The organism is Pseudonocardia charpentierae (assembly GCF_031845345.1).
GTDB classification, from domain to species: domain Bacteria; phylum Actinomycetota; class Actinomycetes; order Mycobacteriales; family Pseudonocardiaceae; genus Pseudonocardia; species Pseudonocardia charpentierae.
In genome coordinates, this window is record NZ_JAVREJ010000001.1 from 541,797 (window position 1) to 558,635 (window position 16,839).

The window sequence follows — 16,839 nt, forward strand, 5'->3', positions numbered from 1 at the left end:
ACTACGCCGGCGCGGTCGGGACCGCCTGGCAGCCGGGCGGGAAGCCCGGGCGGGGCGTCGCGCAGAACTGCTGGGCCTGCTGCAGAGTGGTGAAGCCCGGCACGACGATCGCGAGCCCGCTGACGAACCGCAGCTGCGGGAGCTGCGCCACGGGCACGAGCTGGGCCGTCGGGACCGTGGTCTGGATCTGCTTCAACACGGTGTCGGCCAGGGCCTGCTCCTGGTAGGGCGGCCCGACCACGGCCACGAACGGGCCCAGCGCGGCGGCCGCCGCCGGCGCCGTCGGGCTGCCGGTCGCCCCGCCCCCACCCGCGGCACCGCCCCCGGCGGCTCCACCGCCCGCCGCTCCACCGGCCGCCCCGCCCGCGCCCGGCACTCCCGTCGCGGCGCCGCCCGCACCACCCGCTCCGGCTCCAGCCAGGGCCGTCGGCGCCGCGGAGGTGGGCGGGGCCGTCGGCAGCACGCAGACCGGAGGGTCGCTCGGCGGCGACGACAGCGTCGCCCCGCGCTTCCCGACCACGGTGATGCAGTGCCGCCCCGCGGGCACGGGCACGGTCACGTTCTTGACCCCCGCCGGGCTCGGTGCTCCGACCGGCGCGCCGTCGACGAGCACCGTGTGCTCGTTCTGGTCGCTGTCGGTCCACGCGACGTTGAACCCGCCCGGAGCCTCGGTGGCCTGCACGTTCGTCGGGGGTGGCAACCGGCCGTCGCCCGACGTCGAACACTGCTTCTCGCTCGGGCCCGACGCGAGCGGCCCGCGCACGGCGATCACCTGGTAGCACGCGCGCGTCAGCGGCTGGTCGACCTTCGCCCCGAACGCCGTCGCGCCGTCCTTCACGTCGTCGCTGCCCAGAACGGCGTTGGTCGCCTCGTCGACCCGTTGAACGCGGTAGAGCTCGGCGCGGTCGCTGGGCGCCCAGCGCAGCTGGATGAGCTCCGCCGAGACGCCCTCGGCGACCAGTTGGGTCGGCGGCTGGGGAGCCACGTCCGGTGTCCGGGCACCGATGACGGCGCTCGTCTTCATCCCCGCGAACACGAGCCCCGCGATCGCGGCCACCAGCAGCCCGGCGAGCACGACCACGCCCTTCGACAGGATCGGCAGGTGCTGGATCCCGCCGTCGAGCACGGGACGGCCGGGATCGGGCACGCCCGCGCGGGCGGTCGCCGAGCGCGGGGTGCCGGGCGGCGGCGCCGCGCCCATCGACTCGCCGACGACCTGGAACGTCCGGTGCACGGCCGCACCGCGCAGGAAGGGGTTGCGCGGGCGGACACGCAGCCGGGCCGTCGCGGAGCTGCCCACGGGCACCGAGACCTGCTCGGGCTCGAGCCGGAAGCCGAGCGACTCGTCCTTGTCGCTGACGGAGAGCCGCAGGTGGGTGGGGGAGTTGCCCCAGTTCTGGTAGGTGATCGTGTGCCGGCCGGTCCACCGCCCCCGGGAGGTGACGGGGGTGATCGACGCCTGCAGGTCGAGCACCCGGCCGATCTCGAGGTCGCCCTCCTCGACGACGGTCCGCTGCGCGTCCAGCGTCGAGACCGCGCGGACGCCGAAGGGCAGCGCCTCGTCGGGTGCCTGGGCGTTCGCCGGCGGCTTGAGCAGGACGACCGCCGACTCCTCCTTGCCCGGGTAGATGTTCAGCTCCGGCGGGTGCACCTGCCACCACGACGGGTCGAGCCCGACGACGTCCATGTGGAACGACTCGACGAGGTGACCGGGGTTCTTCACCTTCACCGAGAGCTGCGCCTGGCCACCGGGCTCGGCACGCAGCCGTGTCACGTCCATGGTCAGGACGGGCTCCTCCATGGCCGCACCCTATTGCGGACCCGCCGTCGGGCCCAGGCGCCGGGTTGCAGGCAAGCCACGTTCATGCAACGGGGTTGCAGGAAAGTGGCTCTCCTGCAACTCCCGGCGCCTGCAGAACTGCCCGATCGGGCGGTCCCCGCTGCCCTTCCGGCCGCCCGCCGCCACGTGACCGGGCGCCCGGACCGGTGCGATGCTGTGACCGATCCGGGCCCTGACGCGTCCGCCCCGCGCCGGATCAGGGGCGAGGACTGGGAGCGCGGCAGGTGATCCAGGAGATCGACCAGGCGCTGCGGGCGCTGATCCGGGCCGAGGCGTTCGCGGACCGCGACGTCGAGGTCGTCTTCGACGCCCCCACCAAGGAGTGGGCCGGGCGGCGCAACGCGCCCACCGTCGACGTCTACCTCTACGACATCCGCGAGGACATGCGCCGGCGCGCGAAGGGCGTGGAGAACGAGTACGACGGCAACGGCCGCATCGTCGGCCGTCACCTGCCGCCGCGGCACTTCAAGCTGTCGTACCTGGTCACCGCGTGGACCCAGCGCCCCGAGGACGAGCACCGGCTGCTGTCGGCGCTGCTCGCCTGCTTCCTGCGGCACGACTCGATCCCGACCGAGCTGCTCGCGTCGCCGCTGTCCGACCTCGGCCTGCCCGTGCCGCTCTCGGTCGGCCTGCCGCCGCCGGAGGACCGCGCCTTCGCCGACGTGTGGTCCGCTCTCGGCGGCGAGCTCAAGCCGTCGCTGGACGTCGTGGTCACCGCCCCGACCGACACGGGTCAGCGGCGCGAGACCGGGCCCCCGGTCGTGCTGCCCCCGAAGGTCACGATCGGCGATCGCGACGGCCGGCCGGTCGGCAGGACCGACCCCGGCGACGGGTCGTGAGCGGTCCCGGCGTCGGGCTCGGGCACCTGTTCGCGCGCGTCGCCCTGGTCGAGGCCCGGGTGCGGGCGATGGTCGAGCACCGCCGCCGTGACGACCCGACGCCGGACGACCCGTTCCGCGGGCTCTACCTCACCGACGACGACGTCGACCGGCTGCTCGCCGCCCGCGTCACCGGGCCACCGCGCGACGACGACGCGCTGCGCGACGTGGAGCGGGCCTGCGACGAGGCCGAGGCCGCCGGGTCCCCGTCCCGGCTCCGGGCGCTGCAGCGGGCGTGCGGGCTCTCCGACCTCGACGTCGAGATCCTGCTCGCCGCTCTCGTGCCGGACCTCGACGCGCGGTTCGAGCGGCTCTACGGCTACCTCAACGACGACGTCACCCGCCGCCGGGCCACCATCGGGCTGGCCCTGGAGATCGGGGCCGCCCGCCCGACCGCGGCCACCGCACGCGGACGGCTGACCGCGGGGTCGCCGCTGCTCACGCACCTGCTCGTCGCGGTCGAGGAACCGGAGCGGCCCTTCCTCTCGCGCGGGCTGCGGGTGCCGGACCGGGTGGCCGCGCACCTGCTCGGCACGGACGACCCGGACGCCGCCCTGACCGACGTCCTCGCCGACGTCGTCCCGACGCCGGGCCCACTCGCCGACGACCTGGGCCGGGTAATCCTTGCTGGGATCCGGCTGGTCTACCTGCGCGACCACGCCCGGCGCACCGGCACCGGGGCCGCCGCCGCGGCACTGCAGGCCGCGGGCTACGGCGTCCTGGCCCTCGACCTGCACCGGCTCGCCACGCGCCCGTCGCCGGAGGAGCTGGTCCGGGTGGCGGGGCGCGAGGCTCTGCTGCGCGGGTGCGGGATCGTCGCCGAACCGGTCGAGGCCCTGACCGCGTCGGCGGCCGACGCCCTGCGCCGGCTGGCGTCGCTCCCGGTGCCGGTGCTGCTGGCCGGCGACGTCAGCTGGGACCCGACGTGGAGCACGGAGGTCCCGCTGCAGGCCGAGTCGCCGCGGTTCGTCCCCGCGGACCGGGAGCGGTTCTGGACGTCCGCGCTCGACGGCTCCGTGTCCGTCCCCGTGCACCTGCATCTCGGTCCCGGGCAGATCGGCCGCGCCGTCCGCTGGGCGCAGCTCGCCGCCACCTTCGACGGCCGGCCCGTCGACCGCGGCCTCCTGCAGGCGGGTGCGCGGGCGCAGAACGCCGCCGGACTCGAACGCCTCTCCCGCCGGGTCGAGCCCGGCGTCGGCTGGAGCGACCTCGTGCTCGCCGACGCCGTCGCCGCGCAGCTGCGCGAGCTCGCCGCCCGCGCGCGGCACCGCGAGAAGGTCCTCACCGAGTGGCGGATGCGTCCGGGCGGCGGTCGCGGCCACGGCGTCGCCGCCCTGTTCGCCGGCGACTCCGGTACCGGCAAGACGATGTCCGCCGAGGTGATCGCGGGCGAGCTCGGGCTGGACCTCTACCGGGTCGATCTGGCCACGGTCGTCGACAAGTACGTCGGCGAGACCGAGAAGAACCTCGAGAAGATCTTCACCGAGGCCGCGGGCGTCAACGGCGTGCTGCTGTTCGACGAGGCAGACGCCGTGTTCGGCAAGCGCAGCGAGGTGCGCGACGCCCACGACCGGTACGCCAACATCGAGAGCGCCTACCTGCTCCAGCGCATGGAGACCTTCGACGGCCTGGCGATCCTCTCGACCAACCTGCGCGCCAACATCGACGAGGCGTTCACCCGCCGGCTCGACTGCATCGTCGACTTCCCCACCCCCACCGAGGAGCTGCGGCTGCAGCTGTGGCGGAACTGCCTCGCCCCGCCGCTGCCGCTCGGGGACGACCTGGACCTGGCGTTCTGCGCGGCGGCGTTCGAGCTGACCGGCGGCAACATCCGGTCCGCCGCGACCACCGCCGCCTACCTCGCCGCGGAGGCCGACCGCCCGGTCGGGATGGGGGAGCTGATCGCCGCCGTCGAGCAGGAGTACCGCAAACTCGGGCGGCTGGTGCTGGAGCGCGAGTTCGGCCGCTACCTGGCCATGCTGCGCTGAATGATCTGGGCCGATCGCCCCGGCGGCCGCGGTCCTACGATCGCCGGGCCGAAAGACTCTCTGACGAGGAGCGGGCGTGGGTTACCGGCTGGGCGTGGATCTCGGTACGACCTACACCGCTGCGGCGGTCAACGTCGACGGCCGGGTGGAGATGCTCGGGCTGGGCATCCGCGCGATGCAGGTGCCGTCGGTGGTCTTCGTCCACGACGACGGCGAGATCGTCGTCGGCGAGGCGGCCGAGCAGCAGGGGACCGCCGAGCCGTCGCGGGTGGTACGGGAGTTCAAGCGGCGCGTCGGCGACTCGGTGCCCCTGGTCGTCGGGGGATCGCCGTTCTCGGCGCAGGCGCTGTCGGCGCGGTTGCTGGCCTGGGTGGTCGGTGTCGTCACCGAGCGCCAGGGCGGTCCGCCCGAGCACGTGTGCGTCACCCACCCGGCGAACTGGGGCCCGTTCAAGCGTGACCTGCTCGGGCAGGCGATCGAGATGGCCGGACTGCGGGGCACGGCGACGAGCACCTGCACCGAACCGGAGGCCGCGGCCGTCGCCTACGCGTCGCGGGACCGCGTGGACGAGGGCGACCGCATCGCGGTGTACGACCTGGGCGGAGGCACCTTCGACGCGGCGGTGCTCGTCCGCGAGGGTGCGGGATTCCGGTTGCTCGGGCCGCCGGAGGGCGTCGAGCACCTCGGCGGGATCGACTTCGACGAGGCCGTGTTCCGCCACGTCCTGACGGCGCTGGGCGACGACGTCGCGGGGCTGGACGACACCGATCCGGCGACGGCGACCGCGCTGGCGCGCCTGCGGCGCGACTGCGTCGAGGCGAAGGAGGTGCTGTCGTTCAGCGTCGACACGGTGGTCGCGGTCGCGCTGCCCGGGGTCAACCGGTCGGTGCGGCTGACCCGCGGCGAGTTCGAGGACATGCTGCGGCCAGCGATCGACGAGACCGTGGCGGCCATGCAGCGGGTGCTCGGCTCGGCCGGGGTCGGCGCGGCGGACGTGTCGGCGATGGTGCTCGTGGGCGGGTCGTCGCGGATCCCGCTGGTCAGTGAGATGTTGTCGGCGGCCTTCCGCCGGCCCCTGGCGTTGGACAACCACCCGAAGCACGACGTCGCGATCGGCGCGGCGATCCGCGGGACGGTGGCCGCGGGTGGCCGGGCGGCGTCCCCCACTCCGGTGCCGACGGCCACCGGTACCCGAGAGAGGCCGACCGAGCCGCGGCCCCCCGAGCAGCAGACGCAACCGGTCGCCGCCGCCCGTCGGGCGACGGGAGCCGCCGCGACCCATCCGGCGGCCACCGCTCCGGCCTGGGCCACCGCCCCGTTCGGTCCCGCCGCCCCGGGAACCGCCGGCCCCGGAGGGGCCGCGCCCCTCCCGGGTGGGCCCGTTCCGCCGTCGGTCGGCCCCGGCAACGCGTTCTTCGGTCCCGGGAACGCCGGCCCGCCGCGCGGACCGGCGCCCGACTGGCGCCCGCCCACGACCGTCGGCCCCGCCCCGACCGATCCCGGCGCGCCACCGCGCCGGCCGGGCGGCGGTACGTCGGATGGCGGTGGTCGCCGCAGGGGCTTGCTGCTCGCCGGCGTCGGCGTGGTGGCGGTCCTGGCCGTCGGTGGCGGGGTGTTACTCGTGTCGCGCGGCGGCGAGCCCACGCCGACCCCCACACCCACGCCGGTCACGACCGCGGACCCGCAGCCGCCCACGACGTCGACGGCGCCCGCCGTGGTGCTGCCGCAGTCGGCCGAACCGCTCTCCGACGATCTGATCGTCTGGCCGCGGCAGGTCGACGGCAACTGGGACATCCTCACGATCGCCACCGACGGCACGCTCGGCCCGACGTTGACCGACAGCCCCGAGGAGGACAACTTCCCCGTCATCTCCCCGGACCGGCGGACCATCGCCTACCTGCACCGCACCTCGGACACCACCCGCGAGGTGCGCGTCATGGGTGCCGACGGCAGCGACGACCGCCCGCTGTTCACCACCCCGCCGCCGGGGTGCGCCGACCTGACCCGTCCCGCCTTCAGCGGCCCCGAGCAGCAGCTCGTGCTGCCGTGCCTCGACCCCGCCAGCGGCGTGACCACCCTGAACCTCGTCTCGCTGGACGGCACCGTGCTGCGCGTGATCGACAGTGGCGCGGTGGGCGATCCTGCGATGACCCCGGACGGGTTGTCCGTCGTGTACTGGCACGCGCCCGAGGTGGGCCAGGACGGCGGCGAGATCTACTGGGCGACGTTCGACGGGTCCAGCCCGCCCGGACCGGTCACCCCCGGCGACGACCACGACAACGACCCCGCCGTGTCCCCGACCGAGAACACCGTCGCGTTCACCCGGCCCGGCCAGGGGATCTGGACGGTCGGGCTCCAGGTCGGCAACCCCGTCACGCAGCTCACCACGCGCGACGGCGACATGGACCCGTCGTTCTCCCCGGACGGTGCACAGATCACCTTCAAGCGCCGCGACGAGGTCTGGATCATGAACGCGGACGGGAGCGACCCGCGGCGGATCTCGACGCCCGGCGAGGTCGGCACCGCCGCCGCATGGAGCCCGCGGTAACGCCACACCCGCCCGTACCGAAACCGCACCGAACTGATTTCGACGTATCGGGACCGCTGACCACCGCCTTACCATCGGAGATCGGCTCGGGGGGTGGAGCGTGGGTTACCGGCTGGGTGTCGATCTGGGCACCACCTATACGGCTGCGGCGGTCAACGTCGACGGCCGGGTGGAGATGCTCGGATTGGGCATCCGGGCCATGCAGGTGCCGTCGGTGGTGTTCGTGCGCCCCGACGGCGAGATCGTCGTCGGTGAGGCCGCCGAGCAGCAGGGCGCGGCGGAGCCGTCGCGGGTGGTGCGGGAGTTCAAGCGGCGGATCGGCGACTCGGTTCCGCTCGTGGTCGGCGGGGCGCCCTTCTCCGCGCAGGCGTTGACGGCCCGGTTGCTGGCCTGGGTGGTTGGTGTCGCCACCGAGCGGCAGGGCGGCCCGCCCGAGCACGTGTGCGTGACGCACCCAGCGAACTGGGGCCCGTTCAAGCGCGACCTCCTGGGCCAGGCGGTCGAGCTCGCCGGCCTGCGCAACGTCGAGACGTGCACCGAACCCGAGGCCGCGGCGATCACGTACGCGTCGCGCAACCGGGTGGCCGAGGGCGAGAAGGTCGCGGTCTACGACCTCGGCGGCGGCACGTTCGACGCCGCCGTCCTCCTGCGCGACGGCGCCGGGTTCCGGCTGGCGGGGCCACCTGAGGGCGTCGAGCAGCTGGGCGGGATCGACTTCGACGAGGCGGTGTTCCGCCACGTCCTGACCACGCTCGGGCCGGAGGTCCAGAACCTCGACGACACGGATCCGGCGACGACGGTCGGGCTCGCCCGGCTGCGGCGCGATTGTGTCGAGGCCAAGGAGGTGCTGTCGTTCAGCACCGACACGGTCGTACCCGTGGCCCTGCCGGGGATCAGCACGTCGGTGCGGTTGAGCCGCGCCGAGTTCGACGACATGCTGCGGCCGGCGATCGCCGAGACCGTGGCGGCGACGCGGCGGGTGCTCGACCCCGCCGGAGTCGAACCCGGCGACCTGTCGGCGATCGTGCTGGTCGGCGGGTCGTCGCGGATCCCCTTGGTGAGCGAGATGCTGTCGGCGGCCTTCGGGCGGCCGCTGGCCATGGACAACCACCCCAAGCACGACGTCGCGCTCGGTGCGGCCATCCGCGGCACACCCGCCGCCCAGCCTCCGGCCGCGGCGCCGGCGTCGGCCCCGACAAGAGCCGCGGCCGCTGCTGCGGCGACCCCGATGGGCGCCACGGCCGCAACGGCGACCGGGAACTGGCAGACCGCTCCGGTCCAGACCGGAGCCTCGGCGACCGCACCCGTGGGCGTCGGCGCAGCCGGTGAGACCCCGTACACGGCGGCCGCCGACATGCCGACGATGGCCGAGTTCACCCCGCCCCCCGCACCCGACTGGCGCCCGCCGGCCACGGTCGGCCCGATGAGCTCGCCGTCGGGCGGAGCCGGCCACACGAGCCGGCTCCCGGCCGCGGTGCGGGGGACGCGGGGCCGCGTGCTCATCGGCACCGGAGCGGCGGTGGTGCTCGCCCTGGCCGCCGGCGCCGGGATCCTGCTCGGTAACCGCGACGTCAGCCAGGAGACGTCGCTGACAGGCGTCCAGTCGTCGATCCCCGCGCCGCTGCCCGCACCGCCGCAGTTGGCCCCGGTGCCGGTGGTGCTGCCGACGCTCACTCCGGTGACGACGACCGAGGCGCCGCCCCCGCCGACGGAGGAGGCGAAGCCGGCGCCGAAGAAGGCGCGGACCGTTCCGACGACCCCGCGCCGCCCCACGCGTGCTGTGCAGAAGGCTCCGGCGCCCGTGGTTCCGCCGCCGCCGCCGCCGAAGACGGAGACCACGACCAGGACCAGGACGACCACCCACGAGACCGAGACGACCACCACCCACGAGACGAAGACCGAGACGACCACGCCAACCGACTCGCACCGCGGCGGGTAGTGCGGCGGGTAGTACTGCCCGATCGGGATCTCATCGCTGCCCTCCCGTGCGGCCGCGAGCCCTGGCGGGCCGGACACGTCGGTGCCAGGCTGTCCGGACGGGAGTGGCAGGAGGACCCATGCACAGCCACGAGCACGACGTCGACGCCGCGGTCTCGTTGCGGCCGAAAGGCGCACGGCTGACCGAGGCGGCGCCCCCACTGGCCGCACGGGCGGCCGCCGAAGGCCGCTGGGACGCGGTCGGCGTGAACGGTCTGGCGCACCTGCAGCGCGTCGCGGGCAACGCGGGAGTCACCGCTGCACTCGCGGACGAGGAGCGCTCGCCCGTCCACGACGTCGTGTCGTCCGGCGGGCGCCCGCTCGACACGGACGTGCGCGGCGACATGGAGGCGCGCCTCGGGCACGACTTCGGCGACGTCCGGGTGCACGACGACAGCCGCGCCCACGACTCGGCCGTCGCGGTCAACGCGAACGCCTACACGGTCGGCTCCAACATCGTCTTCCAGCGCGACCGCTTCGACCCGGGGTCCGCCGACGGCAAGCTCACGCTCGCGCACGAGCTGACCCACGTCGTCCAGCAGCGCAGCGGCCCCGTCGACGGCACGGCGGCGGGCGGCGGCATCAAGGTCAGCGACCCGGGCGACCGTTTCGAGCGCGAGGCTTCCGCGAACGCCGAGCGCGTGTTGTCCGCGCCCGCCCCGGCGCTGAGCCCGTCGGCCTCCGGTACCGCGGTGCAGCGCTGCTCCGACGACGGTGCCGAGCACGACGTCCAGCGCAGCGTCGACGGGGCGGCCCCGGTCGCTCAGCGCGAGGGCGAAGAGGACGAGGAGCCGGTGCAGGGCAGCTTCACCGACGCCGCCGTCCAGCGTGAGGGCGAAGAGGACGACGAGGAGGTGGCGGTCTAGCCGCCGTCACACAGCCCGTAGAGCCGTCACCCCTGCTGAGCAGGGTGTGGCGGCTTCAACCTGTGGGCAACTGCCCGCCGAGCTGACGCCCGCTGCCCGATCAGGCAGCCGACCGTGCCCCCGAAGGCGTCCGTGCGGTCGTTCAATCCGGGCCCACTCGGCGCGACGCTGCAGTCCGACATGCGCCGCCGAGGAGGACCACGATGCCGCAGTACCTGTCGCCGGGTGTGTACGTCGAAGAGGTCGACAGCGGGTCGAGGCCCATCGAGGGGGTCGGGACGGCCGTCGCCGCCTTCGTCGGGCTCGCCCCGCAAGGCCCCTTCAACACCCCGACCCTGATCAGCAACTGGACGCAGTTCTCCGCCACGTTCGGCGAGTTCGCGCCCGGCACCTACCTGGCCCACGCCGTGTTCGGCTACTTCATGAACGGCGGCGGCAACTGCTACGTCGTCCGGATCGGGGACGACGGCAACAGCAGCGCGTCGTCGAACGGCCGGGCCGCGATCGAGGCCGCCCCGCAGGCGGCCCTGGGCAACCGGCTGCGCGCCGTGGCCGTCGACGGCGCCCTGCGCCCCGGCGAGCTCGAGGTCGAGGTCGCCCCCGCCGGCGGCGACGCCCCGACCGACGACATGTTCAAGCTGGTCGTCAAGCGCGGCGGCCAGGTCGTCGAGGAGTTCGACCGGGTCACGACCAACCGCGGCAAGCAGAACGTCGCGACGGTCGTCAACGCCGAGTCGAAGACCATCAAGATCGAGGACGTCGGCTCCGGCGCGATCGAGAAGCCGGAGACGGGCACGGTAGCTCTCGTGCCGCCCGCCCCGCCGGCCGCGGCGCCGTCGCCGTCGCTGACCGCCGATGACTACGTCGGCAACGTCGCCGAGCGCACCGGCTTCGGCGGGCTCGAGGCCGTCGACGAGGTCACGATGGTGGCCGTCCCCGACCTCATGAGCGCCTACCAGCAGGGTGCGATCGACCTCGAGACGGTCCAGGCCGTCCAGCTCGGGATGATCGCCCACTGCGAGCTGATGGGCGACCGCGTCGCGATCCTCGACCCGCCGCCCGGCCTGAACGCCCAGCAGATCAAGGAGTGGCGGGTCGACAAGGCGCGCTACGACTCCAAGTACGCCACGCTCTACTGGCCGTGGATCAAGGTCTTCGACCCCGCTACCCGCGCGACGCAGTACGTGCCGCCGAGCGGGCACGTCGCCGGCATCTGGGGCCGCAACGACGACACCCGCGGCGTGCACAAGGCGCCGGCCAACGAGGTGATCCGCGGCGCCGTCGAGCTCGAGACCCAGATCACGAAGAACGAGCACGGCCTGCTCAACCCCACCGGCATCAACTGCATCCGGGCGTTCCCCGGCGGCGGGATCCGGGTCTACGGCGCCCGGACCCTGTCCAGCGACCCGGCGTGGCGTTACCTCAACGTGCGGCGGCTCTTCAACTTCCTCGAGGAGTCGATTCTCAACGGCACCCAGTGGGTGGTCTTCGAGCCGAACGACGACGCGCTGTGGGCACGGATCCGGCGGACGGTCAACGACTTCCTCGTCAACCAGTGGCGGGCGGGCGCGCTGTTCGGGCTGACGCCGGACGAGGCGTTCTTCGTCAAGTGCGACCGGGAGACGAACCCGAGCCAGGGCATCGACGCCGGCGAGGTCGTCTGCATGATCGGCGTCGCGCCCGTGAAGCCTGCCGAGTTCGTCGTCTTCCGCCTGAGCCAGTTCTCCGGCGGAACCAGCCTGGTCGCTGAGTGATCGTTGCTTCGTGACCCCCACTGACCCCCGGAGGTAATCCGTCATGGCTCTTCCCGATCTCAACAGCGCCGTCGGCCACTCCTTCGGCCTCGAGTTCGACGGCATCACCATCAAGTCCATCACCGAGGTGTCCGGGCTGAAGATGGAGCAGGACGTCGTCGAGCTCAAGCAGAACGGCCCCGACGGCAAGTACGACATCAAGAAGCTGCCCGGGCGGCCGAAGGCGGGCGAGTGCACGCTCACCCGCGGCCTCACCGGTGACCAGAGCTTCGAGAAGTGGGTGAAGGACTCGCAGTTCGGCAAGATGCCCGACGCCCGCAAGGGCGGGGCCATCATCGTCTTCGACTACGAGGGCAACGCGCTCAAGCGCTACAAGCTGACGAACGCGTGGCCGAAGAGCCTGGAGATCGGCTCGCTGAAGGCGGGCGACACCAGCGTCCTCACCGAGAAGCTCGTGGTGACCTACGAGCGCCTCGAGGTGGAGTGATGCGCCGTGGCCACGGCGCCGGGGTCGGCCTCGACGAGCGTCCTGAGGCCGACGCCGTACCGGTCGCGCCGCGACCGGATCCCCTACGCACCGAGTTCCCGTTCGAGCTGCCCCGCGGGTACGTCGACGGGTCCGGGAACGTGCACCGGTCGGGGGTCATGCGGCTGGCGACCGGCCGCGACGAGCTCGTGCCGCTGCGCGACGACCGGGTGCGGGAGAACCCCGCGTACCTGTCGGTCGTCCTGCTGGCCCGCGTGGTCACGCGGCTCGGCACGATCGACGACATCCACGCCGGGATCATCGAGAACATGTTCGCCACGGACGTGGCGTTCCTGCAGGACCTCTACCGGCGGGTGAACCAGGAAGGTCACACCCGCGCCGGGGTCACCTGCCCGTCGTGCCAGCACTCGTTCGCCGTGGACGTCGCCGGGGGCCGCCTGGGGGAATCGTGACGTACGCGCCCGACCAGCTGCACGACGAGGTCGCGTACATCGCCTACCACTTCCACTGGGCGCTGGACCCGCTGCTCGACCTCGAGCACGCGGACCGGCGCCGCTTCGTGGACCAGATCAACAGGATGAACGCCCGGGCACAGCGGGGGAGGTGACGGGGATGGGTTTGTGGTCCTGGCTGCGTGAGCCCTGGCCCCGACCGGAGGCGCCGCAGGTCTCCACGCCGACGGCACCCGCCGACCGCGGACCCGTGGCCACCCCGGATCCCGGATGGCGCGCGCTGCCGCCGGTCCAGCGGACGCTCGCCGACGGTGTGCAGTCCGTCGCCCGGCTCGGCGACTTCGCCGGCAGCCTCTCCACCTGGCAGACCCCGCGGATGCTCACCGAGCTGGAGCACGGGCGGGGCCCGTCGGCGCCCTCGGGATCGGCCGTCGGGATCGTCGACGCGGTGTCGGGACGACCGGGCCTCACGCAGCTTCCCGCGGCCGGGGTTCCGCTGACCGCGCTGCCGGGATCCGGAACGTCCGCAGCGGTGCAGCGCGAGGTCCGGTTCGATCCGCCTCGCGGAGCGGCGCTGCAGCGGGCCGTGTCGGAGGCCGCCCGGTCGTCGGCCGGTGTGCTGCCCTCCGAGGCACCGCCGACCGTCGTGCAGCGATCGGACGTGCCGGCGGCGTCGGCTCCTGCTGCGGTGACCATGCCCGTGAACGCCGTCGGGTCGGTGGCCGAGGGAGCGCCGCCGGTCGCGGCACCGGCGACCTCCTCCCCGGCTGCGTCCGTCGAGCCGAGCGAGCCCGCGGTCCAGCGCTCCGCCGTTGATCCCGGCGCGGCGACCGGTGTCGCCGATCAGCCGAGCCCGACCCTGGGTTCGACGCCGCTGCAGAGCACACTCGCCGGCTCGCCGGCCGTGCTCCAGCGGTCGGCCGGAACCACCGAACGGACGTTGCCGCAGCTCCCGGTCGTGCCGGACCGGCCGGCGGTCCACTCGTTCGTCACCGCCCCTGCGCCTCCTACGGCGCGGCCCGACCTGCCGATCGTGGCAGCCAGGCCGGAAGTCGACACGGGGGGCGGGGTCGTGCAGCGGGCGTTCGCGCCGGCTCCGGCGGCCGTTCCTGCCGCTCCCGCCGTTCCTGCCGTGAGCACCTCGACGACCGCGAGCGCGGTTGCCGACAGTTCGGGCGCGGTCGAGTCCTCGACGTTCGACCCCGCGAGCCCGCCGGAGGCCCCTGAGCGCGCGCCGCTCCTGGCCGACGACCCCGTGCGGGAGGTTCCTGGCGAGGTCACGTCGGTGGCCGACGTGCCGCCGACGGTCAGCCGGCTCGCCGTCGAATCTGGGCCTGTCGTGCAGCCCTTGTCCGTTCCACCCCGTCGTCTCGGTCTGGGCGCCCCGCTCACCCGGCCACCGGAGCGGGTTCCGGACCCACCCGACGTGTCGAGTGCCGGTCCCGTCGTCCAGATGCTGCCGGTCGGCGGTCCCGCACCGGAGGCACGACCGGCCGAGATCCCGGCGGCCGGCCCCGAGTCGGCGAGCAGCGATGCGGTCCAGGTCGCGCCGGCGGCGGACCTGCCGACCGTCGAGCCGGCGCGGTCAGCTCTGCCCGCAGACCCGCCCGAGGTCGGTCCCGAGTCGAGCAGCGGATTCGCCGCCGAAACTCCTGCAGATCCCGAGTCCGCGTTCTCGTGGCCGGCGGCACCGGACCACGGCACGCCGCTGCTCGGCGACCGCCCGATCGCGACCGCCATGCCCACTGCGGCGACTCCGGCCGTGCAGCGGTCGGCCGCGGACGAGGTGGTGCCGGTCCGCTGGGGAGACCCGGCGGAGGCCGGCGACGCCGGTCCGGGCCCCAGGGGTCCGTCCGGATCCTCGCCGCACGCCGGCCGGACCGGCACGGGACTGCAGCAGGGCCACCCTGCGGCGGTCCAGCGGTCCGTCGGCGCTCCGGCCGCGACTCCCGCGGCAAGCACGGCGGGGATCACCGCGGGCGCTGTCGTGCAGCGCGCCGTCGGGTCCGGCGCAGGCGGCGACGCCGGCAGCGTGGCGGTGCAGGCGGGCCTCGCGCAACGCGCTGCCGACGGGTCGGTGGTGTTCCACCCGCCGTCCGACGGCCCGGCCGCATCGTTGCAACGGTTCGGGCTGCCGTCGATGCCGAAGATGCCAAGCGTGCCGTCGCTCCCGTCGCTCCCGTCGCTCCCGTCGATGCCGTCGATGCCGTCGATGCCGTCGATGCCGTCGATGCCGTCGATGCCGTCGATGCCGTCGATGCCGTCCCTGCCGAACCTGCCGTCGGGCATGCCGAACATGCCGGGCATGCCGTCGGGCCTCCCGAGTCTGCCGAACCTGCCGTCGGGCCTGCCCGCACTGCCGAACGTGCCCGGCATGCCGTCGGGCCTGCCGTCGATGCCGAACCTGCCGTCCGGTCTGCCGTCGTTGCCCGGCATCCCCTCGGGCCTGCCGTCGCTTCCGGGACTGCCCTCGATGCCGGGCATCCCCGACCTGCCGAGCATGCCCGGCGCCGTCGACGAGATCCGCGACCGCGCCGGGTCCGCCGTCTCCTCCGCATCCGACGCCGTCTCCGGTGCCGTCGGCCAGGCCGCCGACACCGCGACGGGAGCCCTCGGCCAGGCCGCCGACACCGCCTCCGGCGCGGTCGGCCAGGCCGTCGACGCCGCCAAGGGCGCGGTCGGGCAGGCCACCGGCGCGGCGGGCGCGCTCGCCGCCGCCTCCACCGACGAGCTCGTCCGCCGTCTGTTCGACCCGCTCGCCGCCCGTCTCAAGGCCGAGCTGCGGCTCGACCGCGAGCGTGCCGGCTTCGTCACCGACCTGCGCCGATAGGGAGAAACCATGGCTGACGACGACCCCGCGGTGAGCGTCTGTTTCTCCGTGACCATCGGTGACAAGGAGCTCGGCACCTTCATCAGCTGCGAGGGCCTCGGCGTCGAGGTCGTGCTCGAGCAGCGCGAGGAGGGCGGGTTCAACAGCCAGGTGTGGCAGCTGCCGACCCGCCTGAAGTACACGAACATCAAGCTCAGCCGCCCGCTCGGTCCCGACACGAAGAAGATCACCGAGTGGTTCGCAAGCATGACCACGGGGGTCAAGCGCCGCACCGCCACGATCATCGCGAGGAACGCCCGGAACGAGCCGGTGGCGACCTGGAACCTGTCGGGCGTCGTCCCCGTGCGGTGGACCGGGCCCAGCCTCAACGTGGAGTCGCCGAAGGTCGCCACCGAGACCATCGAGATCGCCCACCACGGCTTCCTGCCGGCGTAGGGGTCTGCTGATGGCACCGAAAGCGATCGCCCTGCACGGACCGGCCGCGGCCGGCGGAGGCGGCTCCGCGCCCCCGAACCTCACCCGCGCGGCACTGGAGCTCTACGAGGCGACGCCCGTCGGAGGCGGCAGCAAGCCGGGCGCGCCGGTCGACCGGATCCCGTTCCAGTTCAACCCGAAGGAACTGTCGATCTCGAAGTCGGCCAAGTGGGAGCGCAAGAATGCGCGCGGCTCGAAGTCGGCGGGGCCGCCGGAGTTCACCGGCGCCGATCCCTGCAAGCTGACCATGGAACTCTTCTTCGACGCGACTGACACGATGGACGCCAGCGTCGTCGCGCGCGTCGAGCAGCTGTTCGCCTGCTGCGTGCCGACCGACGACAGCCTGGGCAAGAAGAAGGCCTCCCCACCGCTCGTCGTGCTGCAGTGGGGCAAGGTCAAGAGCTTCGCCGCGTTCGTCACGTCGGTGCAGGCGAAGTACACGCTCTTCACGTCCGAGGGCACGCCGATCCGGGCCACCTGCAACCTCTCGCTGGAGGAGATGCCGGGCGACCCGCTCAAGCAGAACCCGACCTCCGGCGGCCTCGCGCTGACCTCGGTGCGCACCGTCGTCGCGGGCGACTCGCTCGCCTCCATCGCGTACCGGGAGTACGGCGACCCGACGATGTGGCGCCCGCTCGCCCTGTTCAACGGCATCGACGACCCGCTGCGGCTGCGCGCCGGCGCGACCGTGCTGCTGCCCACTATTGACGATCTCTTGGCAGACCACCTCCCGGCCGGGGTGTGA

Annotated in this window: 13 protein-coding genes; 12 read left to right on the plus strand and 1 reads right to left on the minus strand. The window is 73.8% G+C overall.

The window, feature by feature from the left end:
- Nucleotide 1 precedes the first annotated feature (1 nt).
- Complete coding sequence (locus tag RM445_RS02600; protein ID WP_311554305.1) at nt 2-1,801, minus strand: hypothetical protein; 1,800 nt, start codon at nt 1,799-1,801, stop codon at nt 2-4.
- Between the two features lie 263 nt (nt 1,802-2,064).
- Between RM445_RS02600 and RM445_RS02605 the strand changes: the two genes are divergently transcribed.
- From RM445_RS02605 to RM445_RS02660, 12 genes are all read left to right on the plus strand, one after another.
- A complete protein-coding gene (locus RM445_RS02605) occupies nt 2,065-2,679 on the plus strand; it encodes a DUF4255 domain-containing protein (RefSeq protein ID WP_311554306.1) in 615 nt (204 codons plus the stop codon).
- A complete protein-coding gene (locus tag RM445_RS02610; RefSeq protein ID WP_311554308.1) occupies nt 2,676-4,706 on the plus strand; it encodes an ATP-binding protein in 2,031 nt (676 codons plus the stop codon). The genes RM445_RS02605 and RM445_RS02610 overlap by 4 nt, the downstream gene beginning before the upstream one ends.
- A gap of 76 nt (nt 4,707-4,782) precedes the next feature.
- A complete protein-coding gene (locus tag RM445_RS02615) occupies nt 4,783-7,254 on the plus strand; it encodes an Hsp70 family protein (protein ID WP_311554309.1) in 2,472 nt (823 codons plus the stop codon).
- A gap of 100 nt (nt 7,255-7,354) precedes the next feature.
- Nucleotides 7,355-9,193, plus strand: a complete 1,839-nt coding sequence (locus RM445_RS02620) for an Hsp70 family protein (protein ID WP_311554310.1) — start codon at nt 7,355-7,357, stop codon at nt 9,191-9,193.
- Nucleotides 9,194-9,311: 118 nt separating this feature from the next.
- On the plus strand, nt 9,312-10,097 hold the full coding sequence (locus RM445_RS02625; protein ID WP_311554311.1) for an eCIS core domain-containing protein: 786 nt from the start codon (nt 9,312-9,314) through the stop codon (nt 10,095-10,097).
- A gap of 203 nt (nt 10,098-10,300) precedes the next feature.
- Nucleotides 10,301-11,851 carry a phage tail sheath family protein gene (locus RM445_RS02630; protein ID WP_311554312.1) on the plus strand — a complete coding sequence of 517 codons (1,551 nt, stop codon included), beginning with the start codon at nt 10,301-10,303 and terminating at the stop codon, nt 11,849-11,851.
- Nucleotides 11,852-11,894: 43 nt separating this feature from the next.
- Entirely contained in the window at nt 11,895-12,338 is a 444-nt protein-coding gene (locus RM445_RS02635) for a phage tail protein (RefSeq protein ID WP_311554313.1), read from the plus strand.
- Entirely contained in the window at nt 12,338-12,790 is a 453-nt protein-coding gene (locus RM445_RS02640; protein WP_311554314.1) for a hypothetical protein, read from the plus strand. The genes RM445_RS02635 and RM445_RS02640 overlap by 1 nt, the downstream gene beginning before the upstream one ends.
- On the plus strand, nt 12,787-12,945 hold the full coding sequence (locus RM445_RS02645; protein ID WP_311554315.1) for a DUF6760 family protein: 159 nt from the start codon (nt 12,787-12,789) through the stop codon (nt 12,943-12,945). Before RM445_RS02640 ends, RM445_RS02645 begins: the two co-directional genes overlap by 4 nt.
- A 5-nt stretch (nt 12,946-12,950) precedes the next feature.
- Entirely contained in the window at nt 12,951-15,620 is a 2,670-nt protein-coding gene (locus tag RM445_RS02650; RefSeq protein ID WP_311554316.1) for a hypothetical protein, read from the plus strand.
- 9 nt (nt 15,621-15,629) lie between these two features.
- Nucleotides 15,630-16,055, plus strand: coding sequence for a phage tail protein (locus tag RM445_RS02655; protein ID WP_311554317.1), 426 nt, complete (start codon nt 15,630-15,632; stop codon nt 16,053-16,055).
- Nucleotides 16,056-16,065: 10 nt separating this feature from the next.
- Nucleotides 16,066-16,839 (plus strand): CIS tube protein, encoded by a 774-nt coding sequence (locus RM445_RS02660; RefSeq protein ID WP_311554318.1) that lies wholly within the window; start codon nt 16,066-16,068, stop codon nt 16,837-16,839.